Origin of the sequence: Achromobacter agilis, from assembly GCF_900496965.1 — a bacterium.
Classification (GTDB): domain Bacteria; phylum Pseudomonadota; class Gammaproteobacteria; order Burkholderiales; family Burkholderiaceae_B; genus Achromobacter; species Achromobacter agilis.
Genome location: NZ_UFQB01000008.1, coordinates 93,335 through 108,516, shown reverse-complemented (window position 1 = coordinate 108,516; position 15,182 = coordinate 93,335). Strand labels below are relative to the sequence as shown.

The 15,182-nt window shown below is 68.1% G+C and carries 12 protein-coding genes and 1 pseudogene; 6 read left to right on the top strand and 7 right to left on the bottom strand.

Translation table 11 applies throughout. The features are described 5' to 3' along the window. Positions 1–30 precede the first annotated feature (30 nt). Both AGI3411_RS11965 and AGI3411_RS11960 read left to right on the top strand, forming a co-directional pair. Positions 31–1,314, top strand: coding sequence for an amidase (locus AGI3411_RS11965; RefSeq protein ID WP_129527590.1), 1,284 nt, complete (start codon positions 31–33; stop codon positions 1,312–1,314). A 1-nt stretch (position 1,315) separates the two neighbouring features. Beyond that, the gene (locus AGI3411_RS11960; protein ID WP_129527589.1) at positions 1,316–2,293 is read left to right on the top strand and encodes a Bug family tripartite tricarboxylate transporter substrate binding protein; all 978 of its coding nucleotides are present in this window, start codon (positions 1,316–1,318) and stop codon (positions 2,291–2,293) included. A gap of 5 nt (positions 2,294–2,298) precedes the next feature. Here the strand turns inward: AGI3411_RS11960 and AGI3411_RS11955 are convergent, their stop codons facing one another. The 3 genes from AGI3411_RS11955 to AGI3411_RS11945 form a co-directional block, all read right to left on the bottom strand. Next, entirely contained in the window at positions 2,299–4,305 is a 2,007-nt protein-coding gene (locus AGI3411_RS11955) for a PEP/pyruvate-binding domain-containing protein (RefSeq protein WP_129527588.1), read from the bottom strand. A gap of 292 nt (positions 4,306–4,597) precedes the next feature. Then, on the bottom strand, positions 4,598–5,761 hold the full coding sequence (locus AGI3411_RS11950; RefSeq protein WP_129527587.1) for a CaiB/BaiF CoA transferase family protein: 1,164 nt from the start codon (positions 5,759–5,761) through the stop codon (positions 4,598–4,600). 120 nt (positions 5,762–5,881) lie between these two features. Next, on the bottom strand, positions 5,882–6,784 hold the full coding sequence (locus AGI3411_RS11945) for a LysR family transcriptional regulator (RefSeq protein ID WP_129527586.1): 903 nt from the start codon (positions 6,782–6,784) through the stop codon (positions 5,882–5,884). Positions 6,785–6,920: 136 nt separating this feature from the next. Here AGI3411_RS11945 and AGI3411_RS11940 point away from each other — a divergent pair. The 4 genes and pseudogenes from AGI3411_RS11940 (at position 6,921) to AGI3411_RS11925 (ending at position 10,356) form a co-directional block, all read left to right on the top strand. Next, positions 6,921–7,904 (top strand): annotated as a pseudogene (locus tag AGI3411_RS11940) (tripartite tricarboxylate transporter substrate binding protein). 31 nt (positions 7,905–7,935) lie between these two features. Next, on the top strand, positions 7,936–8,400 hold the full coding sequence (locus tag AGI3411_RS11935; RefSeq protein ID WP_129527585.1) for a MaoC family dehydratase: 465 nt from the start codon (positions 7,936–7,938) through the stop codon (positions 8,398–8,400). Between the two features lie 191 nt (positions 8,401–8,591). After that, positions 8,592–9,518 carry a 2-aminophenol 1,6-dioxygenase subunit beta gene (gene cnbCb, locus AGI3411_RS11930; RefSeq protein WP_129527584.1) on the top strand — a complete coding sequence of 309 codons (927 nt, stop codon included), beginning with the start codon at positions 8,592–8,594 and terminating at the stop codon, positions 9,516–9,518. A gap of 19 nt (positions 9,519–9,537) precedes the next feature. After that, on the top strand, positions 9,538–10,356 hold the full coding sequence (locus AGI3411_RS11925; RefSeq protein WP_129527583.1) for a DODA-type extradiol aromatic ring-opening family dioxygenase: 819 nt from the start codon (positions 9,538–9,540) through the stop codon (positions 10,354–10,356). Positions 10,357–10,453: 97 nt separating this feature from the next. On the opposite strand, the gene AGI3411_RS11920 is transcribed toward AGI3411_RS11925, so the two are convergent. Genes AGI3411_RS11920 through AGI3411_RS11905 form a run of 4 tightly spaced genes read right to left on the bottom strand, consistent with a single transcriptional unit; the run spans position 10,454 to position 15,157 of the window. Then, positions 10,454–12,007, bottom strand: a complete 1,554-nt coding sequence (locus AGI3411_RS11920; protein WP_129527582.1) for a fumarate hydratase — start codon at positions 12,005–12,007, stop codon at positions 10,454–10,456. Between the two features lie 28 nt (positions 12,008–12,035). Continuing rightward, the gene (locus AGI3411_RS11915; RefSeq protein WP_208748071.1) at positions 12,036–13,388 is read right to left on the bottom strand and encodes an MFS transporter; all 1,353 of its coding nucleotides are present in this window, start codon (positions 13,386–13,388) and stop codon (positions 12,036–12,038) included. A gap of 53 nt (positions 13,389–13,441) precedes the next feature. Further along, entirely contained in the window at positions 13,442–14,110 is a 669-nt protein-coding gene (gene maiA / locus AGI3411_RS11910; RefSeq protein ID WP_129527581.1) for a maleylacetoacetate isomerase, read from the bottom strand. A gap of 12 nt (positions 14,111–14,122) precedes the next feature. Further along, positions 14,123–15,157 carry a fumarylacetoacetate hydrolase family protein gene (locus tag AGI3411_RS11905; RefSeq protein WP_129527580.1) on the bottom strand — a complete coding sequence of 345 codons (1,035 nt, stop codon included), beginning with the start codon at positions 15,155–15,157 and terminating at the stop codon, positions 14,123–14,125. Positions 15,158–15,182: the final 25 nt, after the last annotated feature.

Here is a 15,182-nt window from a genome sequence, read left to right as displayed (position 1 = left end):
CTTCATTCAGCCGGCACTCCGGATCCGCACATGTCCCTCGCTTCCCTTTCCGCTTCAGTCACTGCCATCGCCCAAGGCGTGAGGGACGGCGAGGCGGCGGTGTTCGCGGCGGCGCGCCAGAGCCTGGCGGCCATCGCCCGCCAAGAGCCGGCGATCCGCGCCTGGAGCCATGTGCTGCCCGTCGCGGCGCTGGAACGGATGGAACCGGAGCGCCATGCCGCCGGAGCGCTGGCCGGCGTGCCCATCGGCATCAAGGACGTGATCGACGTGGCCGATATGCCCACCGGTTTCGGAGCGCCTGCCTTGACTGCCGGCAAGGCGGCGTTCGACGCCTGCAGCGTGGGCATGTTGCGCGCGGCCGGCGCGATCCCCGTGGGCAAGACGGTGACGGCCGAGTTCGCCTTCAGGACGCCGGGTCCCACCCGCAATCCCCATGCGCTGGCGCATACGCCAGGCGGCTCCTCAAGCGGCTCCGCAGCCGCCGTGGCCGCTGGCATGGTGCCTGCCGCCCTGGGCACGCAGACCGGAGGTTCGATGATCCGCCCGGCCGCATATTGCGGGGTGGTGGGATTCAAGCCGAGCGTGGGTCGCGTGTTCCGGGACGGCATGAAGCTCACTTGCGAGTCGCTGGACACCATAGGCTGGTACGCGAACAGCGTGGCGGATGCCCAGGCCATTGCGGACGTGCTCGTCGGCGGCGTGGACTCCGACGGCGCGGAGAAGCGGCGCCTGACCATTGCGGTGCAGTTGGGCAATCCGAAAGCCGGATTGTGCGCCGAGAGCCGGGCCGAGATCGAGCGCGCCCGCGCAGTGCTGGCCGCGCATGAGGTGCAGTGCGTGACCGTGGAAGCCGAGAACGAGACGGCGCTCCTGCTGCAGGCGCACGACGTGATCATGCACTACGAATTCGCGCGCAGCCTGGCGCCGGTATTGGAGCGCCAGGGGCATGCCCTGAGCGAGGCCTTGCGCCAGGCGGTGGCGCATGGCCTGGCCATCGGGGCCGGGCAGTACCAGGAGATGCGCGAGGTCCAGGCTGCGCTGCGCCACGGTTGGGGCGCGCTCTACGGCGGCGCCGACCTGGTGCTGACGCCCAGCACGCCGGCTCCCGCGCCGCATGGGTTGGAGCACACCGGCGACGCTTCGTACAACAAGATCTGGTCGGTGCTGGGGTGGCCATGCCTGCACCTGCCGACCGGGTTCAGCCGCACGGGACTGCCTTTGGGCATGCAATTGGTCGGCAATCTGGGCGAGGATCTGGCCTTGCTCGCCGCCGGCCGGAAGTTACATCATCTGCTGAAACAGCAAGGGGAATGAAATGGGATTCAAGAAACTGAGGCAGGGCGTGTTGGCCCTGTGCGCCGCCGCGGCCGTGACGGGATTGGGGCAGGCCCATGCGGCCTTTCCTGACCGTCCCATCAACGTCGTCGTGCCCACGGCGGCCGGCGGCACGGTGGACATCGTTGCGCGCATCATGGCGGAAAAGCTGGGCACCGAACTCGGTCAGCCCGTGGTCGTCATCAACAAGCCTGGCGCCGGCGGCGTCGTGGGCACGCAAGCCTTCCTGCGCGAGCCACAGGACGGCTACACCGTGCTGTTCACGGCCAACAGCAACCAGTTGATCGTGCCCTGGGTCTACAAGGACGCGAAATTCGATCCGATCAAGGACTTCACGCCGATCGCCGCAGTGGGTGAAGTGCCCAACGTGCTGTGCGTGAATCCCGCCTTTCCCGCCAAGGACATGAAAGAATTCATGGCCCTGATCAAGGCCAATCCGGAAAAGTACCAGTACGCCTCGGCGGGCGCGGGAACCTTGAACCATCTGCTGGGCGTGATGCTGGACCAGATGGGCGGCCTGCGCATGCAGCACATTCCCTATCGCGGCGTGTCGCCGGCCATGGCGGACGTGATGGGCAATCAGGTGCCCATGCTGTTCGCCAGCCTGCCTTCAGCGGTCGAAGGCATCAAGGCCGGCAAGCTGCGCGCGCTGGGCGTCAGCAGCGAAAAACGCAACGCCTTGCTGCCCGACGTGCCTGCCATCAACGAAGCCATACCGGGTTTCCGCGGCGATCTGTGGGTCGCGTTCTATGGCGCCAAGGAAGCGCCCCGCGCGTCTATCGACACCTTGCACCAGACCATCCGGAAAGTCCTGGCGGACCAGGCGCTGCAACAGAAGTTCGACCAGTTGGGGGTCACGATGATGCATGACGGCCCGGCCGAGCTGGCGGCGCGCCAGCAGGCCGAGTTCATGCAGTGGAAGCAGGTGGTGCAGGCCTCGGGCGCGAGTCCGGACTGAGGTCCCTACCGGCTGCCGTCGATGTATGGCCGGGCCTGCAGGACCAGGATGTTGTCACCCTGCACGGCCCATTCGATATCCTGGTCCACGCCGCCCAGGCGCTGCTTGATCTGGCTGCCCACGGCAGCCAGGCGCGCCACCAGGGTGTCATTCAGTACCTGGCGCGGGCCTTCGATCGGCACTTCGCGCACGCCGCCCGCGGCGTCCGCCACCAGTTGGGTGTCCTCGGCGGAACGGCTCAGCACCTGTACCGCCTTGGACCAGCTGGAATACATCAGCTGCTCGGCCTGGCGTTTGCCTTCCACCACCTTGATGCCCAGGCCGCGCTTGGCCGAGATATAGGTGACGTAGCGGCGCGAGGCGTCGAAGGGGTCGCGCGTGATCATGACGCCCGAGCTGTCCGATGCCGCCGCCTGCTGCACCAGCACCGCCATCACCACGCCGCCCTGGCCGATGCCGGCCGCGCGCCGGGCCTCGTAGGCTTCATAGTTGTAGACCGAAGCCCACACCGTTTGCACTGCCTGCGCCAGCGCGTCGGCCTGCGTGACGTTGGGTACGGTGGTGTAGAGCCCCGCGCCGCTGAAGCCCGGCAGGTCTTCGGAATTGGACGAGCTGCGCACGAACACGCCGCGTCCTTGCAGTTGCTTCTGCCAGCGCTCGCGCCACGCGGCGGCCAGCGCCGGGTCGGGTTGGGCCTGGACGATGTCCCGGCGCAACGCGGCCAATTCGGCGCGGCGCAGGTTGGCGTCGCTGGCGAAGTCCGGCCGCTGCTCGAGCGCGGCGATGCGTTGCGGCACGCCCAGTTGCGTCATAAAGGCCGCGTACTGCGCGAAGGGGATGCAAAAGCCGTCCGGCACGGTGGCCGCGGGCGGTAGCGCGGACTTCAGCGCGCCCAGGTTGGCCGCCTTGACGCCGCAATGGCGGCTGTCGCGCGTGGCCATGCCGGCGAGCGGCTTGATCGCCTTGACCGTCAGGTCGGGGTTGGGCAGCGCCAGGGCGGCCTTGGGCGGCGGCGCCGCTACAGGCTGGGCGATGCGTTGCACCTGATAGCCGTTGCTGGTGACGGTCAGCTCGACCCACTGGCCGTCGTACTCGCGCAGCGCCGCCACGGCGTCGCGCACATAGGCATTGGGAATACGCCAGCCCTTGGCCAGCAGGTTGACGTGGGACAGCAGCGTGGAGGGCCGCTGCGTGACCAGGCCGGCCACCGGCGGCAGCGCGACCGGCACTTCGTCCAGCACCAGGATATCGGTCGGCGACAGGTCCGGCGTGTCGTCCACCGAGGCGACGATGCGCAGCCGGCCCTGGGCCCGGCCCGTGTTCAACGGCAGGAAGGTCTGTTCGCGCAGCAAGGATTCCTGCGTCACGGGGTTCAGGCCGGCGGTCTGCGCGACCTGTTCATGCAGCGTGGAATTGGCTTTGAAGCGCACCGGTTCGTGGAAGCTGGCCTTCAGTTTTTCATCGCTCAGCTTGAGCAGGTCCGGGGTGAGCCGGTCGCCTTCCCAGAATTCATAGGTGTAGCCGGGCAGGTCGCGTTGCCAGCTCAGGGTGCCGAACAGCAGGCGCCGTTGCGGATCCTTGTACTGCGCGATCAGCGTGGCCTTGTCGTCGGCGGGCAGCAGGTGCCGCTCGCGCGCAAAGTTCTCATGCAGCGTATAGCGCGGCGTGTTGACGTAGTAGATCTTGCCGCCTTGCTTCCGGTCGATCACGAACAGCACGTGCGGGATCTCCAGCGGCGTGCCGGGGTTGTAGACCCGGGCCAGTTGCTGGAACTCGGCCTGGGTCCGGATCTGGCCCAGGAAGGCCGGGCCCGCTTGCTTGCCGTCTGCCGCCTGCGCTGCGCGCTCGTCGGGGCGCAGCGGACGGGAGTTTTCGTAGGGCGAAGGCTTGCGGGCGGTTTGCGCCTGGACGGCCGGGCCAAAAGTGGCGGCCAGCGTGCCGAGCGCGGCCAGGACGATCAGGCGGGGCAGGCGCAGGGACGGGCGGCGGCGTGGTGCGGGCAATGGATGCATGTACGGGCAGGCGGGGCGCAGGGAGCCGCGATGATATCGGAGCCCAGCCGTTGGTTGTTTCCGGATGTGGCCAACTGTGCGTTGACGTTGCCGCAGGCATGCAAAATACCCAATTTCAGTGATGGGCTTGCGGTCCAGCATGTCGTCTAATGGCAGCCAGGCTTAATCGCCACGCCGGCGCTACGGGAACGCAGCCACGCTTGCACGCTTGGTGGCGGCTTCTCGCAGGGCCTTTTTGAAGGGGCAGCATCCGCTGCCCCTTTTTTTCGCAACCGGCATGCGCTCCCCGTCGTCAGGCCGCGTCGGCATCGAATCCCAGCTCCGCCAGGATGGCCACGGTGTGCTGCCCCAAGGCCGGCACGGCGCCCATCGCCGCGGCGGCGCCCGACAAGGTCGCCGGCGGCAGCAACGCCTGGATGGGACCGCCTGGCGTGGCCACGTCGCGCCAGCGGCCGCGCGCCGCGAATTGCGGGTGGTCCCAGACCTCGTGCATGGTGTTCAAGGCGGAGTTGGCGATGCCGCCCCGGTCCAGCCTGGCCAGCACCTGTTCGCGCGACAGGGAGGCAAAGCACTCGGCGATGCGCGCATCCAGCGCCTCGCGGTGCCGCACGCGCTGGACGTTGGTGGCATAGCGCTCGTCGTCGGCCAGCGCCGGTTCCTCCAGCACGTGGGCGCAGAAACTGCGCCATTCGCGGTCGTTCTGCAGGCCGAATATCACGGGCTTGCCGTCGCCCGCGAGGTATTGCCCATAGGGCGCGATCGCGGGATGCGCCACGCCGTTGCGCGCGGGTGGGGTGCCGCCGTAATGCGCGAAGTTCAAGGCATAGGAAGTCCATTCCGTCAGCGCTTCCAGCATGGTCACCTCGACGCGCAAGCCTGCGCCGGTGCGTCCGCGCTGTATGAGCGCCGACAGGATGCCGGAATAGGCATACATGCCGGCGGCGATATCGGCGATGGAGATGCCCGTGCGTGCCGGGGATTCGGGCGTGCCGGTCAGGGAGATCAGGCCGGAAGCCGCCTGTATCAGCAGGTCATAGGCCTTCTTGTCGCGGTAGGGGCCGTCATCGCCGTAGCCCGAAATGTCGCACACGATCAGCCTGGGGAAGTCCGCGCGCAACGTGTCGTAGTCCAGGCCCATGCGGCGCGCGGCGCCAGGCGCGAGATTCTGGATGAAGACATCAGCCTGGCCTAGTAGACGCCGCAGCACTTGCGCGGCGCCCGCAGCCTTGGTGTCCAGGGCTAGGCTCTCCTTGCCGCGGTTGGCCCATACGAAGAACGACGACTGGCCGCGCACGGTGTCGTCGTAGCCCCGCGCGAAGTCGCCCGCGTCCGGCCGTTCGATCTTGATGACGCGCGCGCCCAGGTCCGCCAGCTGGCGGCTGGCGAAAGGGGCGGCGACGGCGTGTTCGAGCGCGATGACGGTGATGCCGTCTAAGGGGCGGATAGCTGCGGTCATATCGTCCTGGATTGGGAGTGTGGGCCGGGGCGCATGCCGGGCCCGGCGGCGGCGGAGCATTATGGAATGCGAGGCGCGCGCGCGGCCAGTCGATATTTTTTAAGCGGGATTCGAGATTCTCTAATCGGCGTCCAGAGCCGGCCGCGGCTCGGTGACAAAGCTGATGAAGGCGCGGGCATAGCCGGGCAGGGCGTCCTGCTTGCGCATCACCGCGCGTTGTTCACGCACGGCCCAGGACTCCTCGATCTGCACGCATTCGACCTTGCCCTGGGCCAGCGCGGGCGCCGCTACCGAGCGTGGCACCAGCGAAATGCCGGCGCCTTCCTGGACGCAGCGCAGCACGGCGTCGAAGTTGGGCGCGTGCACGCGCACGCGGGGCTTGAGCCCCATCTGCTCGGCCATTTGCTGCAGGTACAGGAAGTTGCTGCTCTTGCGGCCGATGGCGACCAGGTCGTGCGACAGCGCGGTTTCAAGCGAAACGCGCGGGAGTAGGCTGAGCGGATGGCGCGGAGGGATGATGAAGATCAGTTCGTCCTGGCCGTAGCTGATGTATTCCAGTCCACGCATTTCAATGGCGCCCGCGACCAGTCCGATGTCGGCGCGGCCGTCCAGCACCGCCTTGACGGTTTCTTCGCTGAGATGTTCCTCAAGATCCACGTTGACGTTCGGATAGGCGGCCAGGTAGCGGCTCAACGCGCTGGGCAGGCTGCTCAGCGTGCTGCTGTTGGCATAGACGCGGATATGGCCCTCGACGCCATCGGTATGACGGCGCATTTCCGCCTGCAGGCGCTCGACGTTGCCCAGTATGGTCTGCGCATAGCGCAGCACGGTCATGCCGGCGGCGGTGAGCGACATCCCTTTCTGAGTGCGCACGAACAGCGGCACGCCCATGGCCTGCTCCAGATTCTTCAGGCGGTAGCTGGCCGACGGCGCGGTCAGGTGCAGGTCGGAAGCCCCGCCCGTGAGGCTTTTGGCTTCAGCGATGGCGACAAAGACGCGCAGGTCGGTCAGTTCGTAGCGCAAGGAGGACACCCGGTGTGGGGCGGCGTGGCGGGCCGCTGTTAGAAAGGCTCTAAGCCGGATAAGAAACTTTCGACTATTCCTGGCGCCGGCCTCGTCTCTATATTGTGCCGCACACAAAAGACCAACGGAGACAAGCATGAAACATGGATTTCCCTGGCGTGCGCTGGCAGGCGCCACCTTGATGGCGGCTGGCGCGCTGGCTGGCGGCGCTGCGTCGGCGCAGGACTATCCGGCCAAGCCGGTTCGCCTGGTGGTGCCGTATGCGGCCGGCGGACCTACCGATACGTTCGCCCGGGCCCTGGCGGAGACCTGAAGCCGCAAGCTGGGCGCGGCGCTGGTGGTGGAGAACCGGACCGGAGCAGGCACGCTGGTCGGCACCGAAACCGTCGCCCGCGCGACTGCCGACGGCTACACCTTGCTGCTGACCACGGTGGCGCACGCGGTCAATCCCAGCATCCATGCCAGCCTGCCATACCGGACGGTGGAGGACTTTGCGCCAGTCGGCCTGGCGGCCAAGGCGCCCCTGGTGCTGGTTGTCAACAAAAACATGCCCGTCTCGACCTTGCCAGAGTTCATGGCCTATCTGAAGGCCAGGCCCGGCAAGGTCAACTACGGCTCGGCCGGCATCGGCAGTGCGCCGCACCTGGCCGGTGAGCTGCTGAACCATCTGGCCGGCGTGCGCGCCATGCACGTGCCGTACCGTGGCAGCGCGCCGGCGATGGCCGATGTCATCGGCGGGCATCTGGACTTCATGATCGATAGCGCGCCCACGGGCCTGGCGCAGGTGCAGGCGGGCACGGTCAGGCTGCTGGCGACCTCGATGGCGCAGCCCCTGCCGCAGACGCCCGGCACGCCGCCCATCGCGGACGCGGTAGCGGGCTACGAGGCCTATACCTGGAACGCCGTCTTCACGCCGGCGGGCACCCCCGCGCCGGTCGTCGACAAGCTCAATGCCACGCTGCGCGCTGCGCTTGCCGATCCGGAATTGCAGCGCCGCGCCTACGACATGGGCTTGGTGCTGCAGCCGGACACGACGCCTGCCGCGCTGGCAGCCTTCTTGCAGGGCGAGTTGAAGAAGTGGGGCGAAGTCGCTCGCACCGCGCACATGACCGCGAACTGAATCCACCCGTGCAAAAAAAAAGGAATCCTGCATGATCAAGCACCAACTCTGCGCCCAGCGTTACTTCGATGATTTCAAGGTTGGCGAGGTTTTCATTTTGCCGTCGCGCACCATGACCGACGCGTTGTTCGCCGCGTTTCAGCTCGCCAGCGGCGACAATCATCCCGTGCATTACGACGTCGAGTATTGCCGCGCCCATGGCATGCCTCATATGCTGGCGCACGGCTTCCAGGTCGCCATCCAGACGGCGGCGGGCGCCGGACTGTTCCCCCATATGGTGGAGGATGCGCTCAAGGGGTTTCTGGAACAGAGCAGCCGTTTCCTCAAGCCTGTGTTCGCGGGCGACACGCTTTATTCGTCGCTGACGGTGACGGAACTGCTGCCCGGACGCACGACCGGCGTACTGGTCATGCAGAGCCTCGTGCGCAACCAGCGCGGCGAGACGGTGATGGACGGCGTGCAGAAGTACCTGCTGCGCAAGGGCGAGGGGCGGTAGCGGGGCGCGAGGAGACCGGACCGGAACGCCTGCTCGGGAAACTCCCTATCCATTGGCCGCCCTTTGCCGGTTGACAGCAATCGCCAGCGAATCGATACTGAATCCAGTACGTATACGTACAAAATAGCTGGCGCCGCTACTGCGCAACAACGGTCGTACGGGTTCCTACTGCTCTCGCAAAGGAGTAAGCAATGAAGGACGGCGAAATTCTTTCCGGATTCCTGGCTCCCCACCCGCCGCACCTCGTGTACGGCGAGAACCCGCCGCAGAACGAGCCGCGCTCGCGCGGCGGGTGGGAAAGCCTGCGCTGGGCCTACGACCACGTGCGCGAGAGCATCGAACGCCTGCAGCCCGACGTGCTGCTGGTGCATTCGCCGCATTGGATCACCCAGGTGGGCCATCACTTCCTGGGCGTGCCGCGTCTGGCGGGCCGCTCGGTGGATCCGATCTTTCCCGACCTGTTCCGCTACGACTTCGGCATGGACGTGGACGTGGAACTGGCCGAAGCCTGTTGCGAGGAAGGCCGTAAGCTGGGCCTGGTCACCAAGATGATGCGCAACCCAAAGTTCCGCGTCGACTACGGCACCATCACCACGCTGCACATGGTGCGCCCGCAATGGGACATTCCGGTGGTGGGGCTGTCGGCGAACAACACGCCGTACTACCTCAACACCCAGGAAGGGCAGAAGGAAATGGACCTGCTGGGCAGGGCCACGCGCGAAGCCATTCGCAAGAGCGGGCGGCGGGCGGTGCTGCTGGCCAGCAACACGCTGTCGCACTGGCATTTCCATGAACAGCCCGAGGTGCCCGAGGACATGTCCAAGGAACATCCGGCGCGCTACGACGGCTATCTGTGGGACATCCGCATGATCGACCTGATGCGCAAGGGCAGGATGGACGAGGTATTCGAACTGTTGCCCCAGTTCATCGACGAAGCCTTCGCCGAAGTGAAGTCCGGCGCCTTCACCTGGATGCATGCGGCCATGGGCTATCCGCAACTGGCCGGCAAGTTCCATGGCTACGGTACCGTGATCGGCACCGGCAACGCGGTGATGGAATGGAATCTGCGGGAGGCCGGACTGTCCCGCCTCGAAGCACCCGCCGGCGCGGCGGCCTAGTCATCCAGGGAGACATGCCATGACCATCGTTTCCGCATTTCTCGTCCCTGGCAGCCCGCTGCCGCAGCTGCGCAGCGACGTGGCGCCCTGGGGACGCCTGAACCAGGCGCTGTGCGCGGCTGGCAAGTCGCTGGCGGCTTCCCGGCCCGACGTGGTGCTGGTGTATTCGACGCAGTGGATGGCGGTGCTGGACCAGTTGTGGATCACGCGCCGGCGCAGCACGGGCGTGCATGTGGACGAGAACTGGCACGAGTACGGCGAGCTGCCCTTCGACATCGCCAGCGACGCCAGCCTGGCCGAAGCCTGCGTGCAAGGTTGCCGCGACGCCGGCATCCATGCGCGCGGCGTGGACTACGACCAGTTCCCCATCGACACGGGCACCATCACGGTCAGCACGCTGATGGGTTTTGGCTCCGACCAACTGCCTGTGACCCTGGCGGCCAACAACCTGTACCACGACAACGCGCAGACGGAGCAACTGAGCCGCATCGCCGCGCAGGCAGCCGCCGCGCAAGGCAAACGCGCGGCGGTCATCGGCATAGGCGGGCTGTCCAACACCATGTTCCGCGAGCCAGTGGCGCCTGAATCCGACCGCATGATCTCTCAGGCCGACGACGACTGGAACCGCCGCATGCTGGCGCTGCTGGAAAGCGGCGATGCCGCACAACTGCGCCAGGCGATGCCTGAGTATGCCGGGCAGGCCAAGGCCGAGATGGGCTTCAAGCACATGTCCTGGCTGCTGGGCGCGCTGGGCGACCAGTTCCGCGGCGCCAAGGTGCTGGAGTATGCGCCGCTGTATGGCAGCGGCGGGGCGGTGGTGGAATTCAAGTTGGGTTGAAAGCTGGCCCGGCCCTGGAGGCGGCGCGTGTCGGGCCGCGCCAGGGGCGGCCCGCATCCAGGCCGCTTGTCAGAGTGGCTCGCGGCCGCAGCGCTTGTCAGAGCGCCCCGGCAACCGCCACCGGTATCTCCCTGGCGCCCGCCTTTCGGCGCCAGCGCGCCGGCCCCGATACGTGCAGGTTCCCGCCCTCGGCGTCCACCGCCACGGTCACGGGCATGTCCGTGACGTCGAACTCGTGGATCGCCTCCATGCCGAGGTCCTCGAAGGCGATGACGCGGGCGCTGCGGATGGCGCGGGACACGAGATAGGCCGCGCCGCCCACCGCGATCAGGTAGGCCGACCGGTGGCGCCGGATCGCCTCGACCGCCTGCGGGCCGCGTTCGGCCTTGCCTATCATCGCCAGCAGGCCCGTGCGTTCCAGCATCATGTCGGTGTAGCCGTCCATGCGGGTCGAGGTGGTGGGGCCGGCGGGGCCGACGGCCTCGCCGCGCACCGCGTCCACCGGGCCCACATAGTAGATGGCGCGGCCGCGGAAGTCGGCGGGCAGCGGCTCGCCCCGCGCCAGCATTTCACGGATGCGCTGATGCGCGGCGTCGCGTCCGGTCAGCATGCGGCCGTTGAGCAGCAGGGTTTCTCCGGCGCGCCAGGACGCGACGTCCTCGCGGGTGAGGGTGTCCAGGTTCACGCGCCGGCCGGTGTCCGAGCCGCGTTCCACGCCCAGATCGGGCCAGAGATCCAGCGAGGGCGGATCCAGATGCGCGGGGCCGGAGCCGTCCAGCACGAAGCGCGCATGGCGCGTGGCCGCGCAATTGGGGATCAGCGCGATGGGCTTGGCGGCCGCGTGCGTGGGGTAGGTCTTGATCTTCACGTCCAGCACGGTGGTGAGGCCGCCCAGGCCCTGCGCGCCTATGCCCAGCGCGTTGACGCGGTCATGCAGTTCCAAACGCAGCGCGTCCTCGGGCGCCAGCGTGTCGCCGCTCCGCGCCCGCGCCTGCAGCTCATGCATGTCCAGGGGCTGCATCAGGCTTTCCTTGGCCAGCAGCACCGCTTTCTCGGCGGTGCCGCCCACGCCTATGCCCAACATGCCGGGCGGACACCAGCCGGCTCCCATGGCCGGAATCTGCGCCAGCACCCAGTCGACGATGCTGTCGGCCGGGTTCAGCATGGCCAGCCGCGCCTTGTTCTCCGAGCCCCCGCCCTTGGCCGCCACGGTGAGCGCCAGGCTTGCGCCCGGCACGATGCGCATGCTGATGACGGCGGGCGTGTTGTCGCGGGTGTTGCCGCGGCCGAACAGCGGGTCCGCCACCACCGAGGCGCGCAGCGGATTGTCCGCGTCCAGGTAGGCGCGCCGCACGCCGGCGTTGACGGCGTCCTCCAGGCTGCCGGTGAAGCCCTCCCAGCGCACGTCCATGCCGACTTCCAGGAAGACGTTGACGATCCCCGTGTCCTGGCAGATCGGCCGCCGGCCGATGGCGGCCATGCGCGAGCTGGCCAGGATCTGCGCCATGGCGTCGCGCGCCGGCGCGCTGGCCTCGCGTCGGTAGGCGCGGGCCAGATGCGCGATGTAATCGGCCGGGTGGTAGTGGCTGATGTACTGGAGCGCGCTGGCGATGGATTCGATCAGGTCGTCCTGACGGATGCTTGTGCTCATGGCGTGCGTGGGTTGATGGTTTGAAGGTTCAGTCTGCGTGCAGCGTGACGCCGGGGCGGTCCTTGACCAGGCTAACGGCCACCAAGGACACCACGGCCATGACGATGACGTAGACGCCCACATGCCAGGACTGGCCGGTGGCGGTGATGATGGACTGCGCGATCATCGCGGCGAACGCGCCGCCGAGGATGGAGCCCAGCGCATAGCCCGCCGACACCCCGGAATAGCGCACGTCGGCCGGGAACATCTCGGCATACAGCGCGGCCTGCGGGCCGTAGGTCAGGCCCAGGGGCACCGACAGCACGGCCAGGGCGAAGGCGAATTGCGTGACGTCGCCGGATTCGATGAAGGACCACATCGGTATGGCCCACAGCGCCAGTAGCACGTAGCCGAGCTGGAAGGTGCGCACGCGGCCGATGCGGTCGCCCAGCCAGCCGCCCAGCAGCGTGGTGCCCAGCCAGCAAGCCGCGGCCAGCGTGCAGATCATCAGCACCTGCTGCGCCGGCATGTGCAGCGTCCGGCTGCCGTAGCTGATGAAGAAGCCGACCAGCAGATAGCCCGCCGTGCTGTTGCCCACGAAGATCAGCGTGGTCAGCAGGATCTGGCGCGGATGCTTGCGCAGCAAGGTGCCCAGCGGCGCCGAGGAATGGCTGCGGCGCGACTGCATCTGCAGGAACACGGGCGATTCCTCGACGGCGCGGCGGATGAAGACGCCGACCACGATGAGCGCGATGGACAGCAGAAAGGACACGCGCCAGCCCCAGGCCATGAAGTTGTCGGCGCCGACCAGGGCGGTGATGCACCACAGCACGCCGGTGGCGACGATCATGCCCAGCGGCACGCCGATTTGCGGGAAGGCGCCGAACAGCGAACGTCGCTCCCGGGGCGCGTGCTCGACCGCCATGAGCGCCGCGCCGCCCCATTCGCCACCGGCGGAAAAGCCTTGCAGCACGCGCAAGGCCACCAGCATCACCGGCGCCCAGATGCCGATCTGCGCGTAGGTCGGCAGCACGCCGATCAGGGCGGTGGACACGCCCATCAGGATCAGCGTGGCCGCCAGCACCCGCTTGCGGCCGTAGCGGTCGCCCAGGTGGCCGCAGACGATGGCGCCCAGCGGCCGGAACAGGAAGGCCACGCCCACGGTCGCGAACGACAGGATCAGCGACAGCTCGGGGTTTTCCTTGGCGAAGGGCGCGAAGAACAGGGAACCCAGCACCAGCCCGGCGGCCTGGACGTAGATGAAGTAGTCGTACCATTCGATGGCCGAGCCGACCAGCGTGGCGGCCAGCACCTTGCGGTCGTCGGCGCTGACCAGCGGGCCGGACGCGGACCGGCGGGCGGATGCGACGGCGGCGCCGTCGGCGGGGATTTCTGTCTGCATGGTTGTCTCCTTGGGGGAATGCGGCGGTTCAGCTTCTTATTGGGTGGCGTTGCCTAGGCCGCGGCGCTCTGCGGCGCGTCGGGCTGGTTTTCCGGGCGGGCCGCTTCGAAGGCGGGTAGGCCGGCGCAGGCCTGGACGAGGGCGCGGACCCGTTCGAAGGGCGCCAGGTCCGCGCCGTAGCGCAAGGCGTTGTAGACCTGCGGGATCAGGTAGCACTCGACCAGCGTGGGTGCGTCGCCCAGCGCGTAACCGCCGTCCTGCGCCGCGGGCAGCGCCGCCTCGAAGGCCTGGAAGCCTTCGGCGCACCAGTGGCGGTACCAGTCCTGGATCTGTTCGTCGTCCGCGCCGAACTGCGCACGCAGGCGCTTGAGCGCGCGCAGGTTGTTGAGCGGGTGCATTTCGCAGGCGATCAGTTGCGCCAGCGCGCGGGCTTGCGCCCGCAGCGCGGGATCGGCCGGCAGCAGCGGCGCACCGGGATGGCGCTCGTCCAGGTACTCGATGATGGCCAGCGATTGCTGCAGGCGCAGGCCGTCGATCTCCAGCATGGGCACCAGGCCGAAGGGCGCCAGCGAGCGGTAGGCCGGCTGCTGGTGCTCGCCCTTGACCATGTGCCAGGTGACCTGCCGGTACGGCAGGCCCTTCAAGGCCAGGGCAATGCGGACCCGGTAGGCCGCGGAACTGCGCCAGTAGCTGTGCAGGGTGAGGGCGGGCGTGTCGGCCATGGCGGTCTCCGGTCAGGCGGCGGCGGTTTCGAGCACGCCGGCCGACGCGGCGCCAGGCATGGGCCGCGTGCCAGGGATCCGCACCTGCTGGTCGATGTCGCCGAACAGGCTCAGGCCCGCGTCGTCGCGCATGCCGATGCGCACGCGATCGCCGTGCTTGAGGAACGGCGTGCGCATTTCGCCCTCGCGCAGCTTTTCCCGCACGCGCGCTTCGACCAGGCAGCACACGCCGGCGGCGTCGCTGGCATTCGAGATGGTGCCGCTGCCCACCAGGGTGCCGGCGCCCAGGCGGCGGGTGCGGGCTGCGTGCGCGATCAGCTCGCCGAAGTGGAATTGCATTTCTTCGCCTGCCTGGGGCTGGCCGATCTGCCGGCCGTTGAGCCACACCTGCATGGCGCGGTGCAGCTTGCCGCCGCGCCAGTAGGGCGCCAGTTCATCGGGCGTGACCAGCACGGGCGACAGCGCCGACGCCGGTTTGCCCTGCAGGAAGCCGAAGCCCTTGGAAAGTTCGGGCAGCACCACGTTGCGCAGGGTCACGTCATTGACCAGGCCCAGCAGCGCCACGTGTCCGAGCGCCGCGTCCGCGTCCACGCCCAGGGGCACGTCGTCGGTCACCACCACGATCTCCGCTTCCAGGTCCACGCCCAGTTCCTCGCTGGCGGCGGTGATGTCCTCGCAGGGGCCCATGAAGTCGTCCGAGGCGCCCTGGTACATCAGCGGATCGGTCAGGAACGAAGGCGGCATCTCGCCGCCGCGGGCGCGGCGCGTCAGGTCCACGTGGTTCAGGTAGGCGGACGCGTCCAGCCATTGGTAGGCGCGCGGCAACGGCGCGGCGCAGCGGGCCGCATCGAAGGGCTGGCTGGCGCCATCGCCCGCGTTCAGCGCTTCGTATTCGGCCTGCAGCAGCGGCGCGGCGCGGGCCCAGTCATCCAGCGCCTGCTGCAGGGTGGCTGCGATGTGCGGCACGGCGCGCGTGCGGGTCAGGTCGCGGCTGACGACGGCCAGGGCGCCGTCGCGGGCGCCATTGCTCAGGGTGGCGAGTTTCATCTTCAGGTGCTCCGTATCGAATGGA

Excerpts from the sequence above, each read along its gene's own strand:
- AGI3411_RS11965 (WP_129527590.1), top strand. The coding sequence starts at position 31 with ATGTCCCTCGCTTCCCTTTCCGCTTCAGTCACTGCCATCGCCCAAGGC.
- AGI3411_RS11960 (WP_129527589.1), top strand. The coding sequence starts at position 1,316 with ATGGGATTCAAGAAACTGAGGCAGGGCGTGTTGGCCCTGTGCGCCGCC.
- AGI3411_RS11955 (WP_129527588.1), bottom strand. The coding sequence starts at position 4,305 with ATGCATCCATTGCCCGCACCACGCCGCCGCCCGTCCCTGCGCCTGCCC.
- AGI3411_RS11950 (WP_129527587.1), bottom strand. The coding sequence starts at position 5,761 with ATGACCGCAGCTATCCGCCCCTTAGACGGCATCACCGTCATCGCGCTC.
- AGI3411_RS11935 (WP_129527585.1), top strand. The coding sequence starts at position 7,936 with ATGATCAAGCACCAACTCTGCGCCCAGCGTTACTTCGATGATTTCAAG.
- cnbCb (WP_129527584.1), top strand. The coding sequence starts at position 8,592 with ATGAAGGACGGCGAAATTCTTTCCGGATTCCTGGCTCCCCACCCGCCG.
- AGI3411_RS11925 (WP_129527583.1), top strand. The coding sequence starts at position 9,538 with ATGACCATCGTTTCCGCATTTCTCGTCCCTGGCAGCCCGCTGCCGCAG.
- AGI3411_RS11920 (WP_129527582.1), bottom strand. The coding sequence starts at position 12,007 with ATGAGCACAAGCATCCGTCAGGACGACCTGATCGAATCCATCGCCAGC.
- AGI3411_RS11915 (WP_208748071.1), bottom strand. The coding sequence starts at position 13,388 with ATGCAGACAGAAATCCCCGCCGACGGCGCCGCCGTCGCATCCGCCCGC.
- maiA (WP_129527581.1), bottom strand. The coding sequence starts at position 14,110 with ATGGCCGACACGCCCGCCCTCACCCTGCACAGCTACTGGCGCAGTTCC.
- AGI3411_RS11905 (WP_129527580.1), bottom strand. The coding sequence starts at position 15,157 with ATGAAACTCGCCACCCTGAGCAATGGCGCCCGCGACGGCGCCCTGGCC.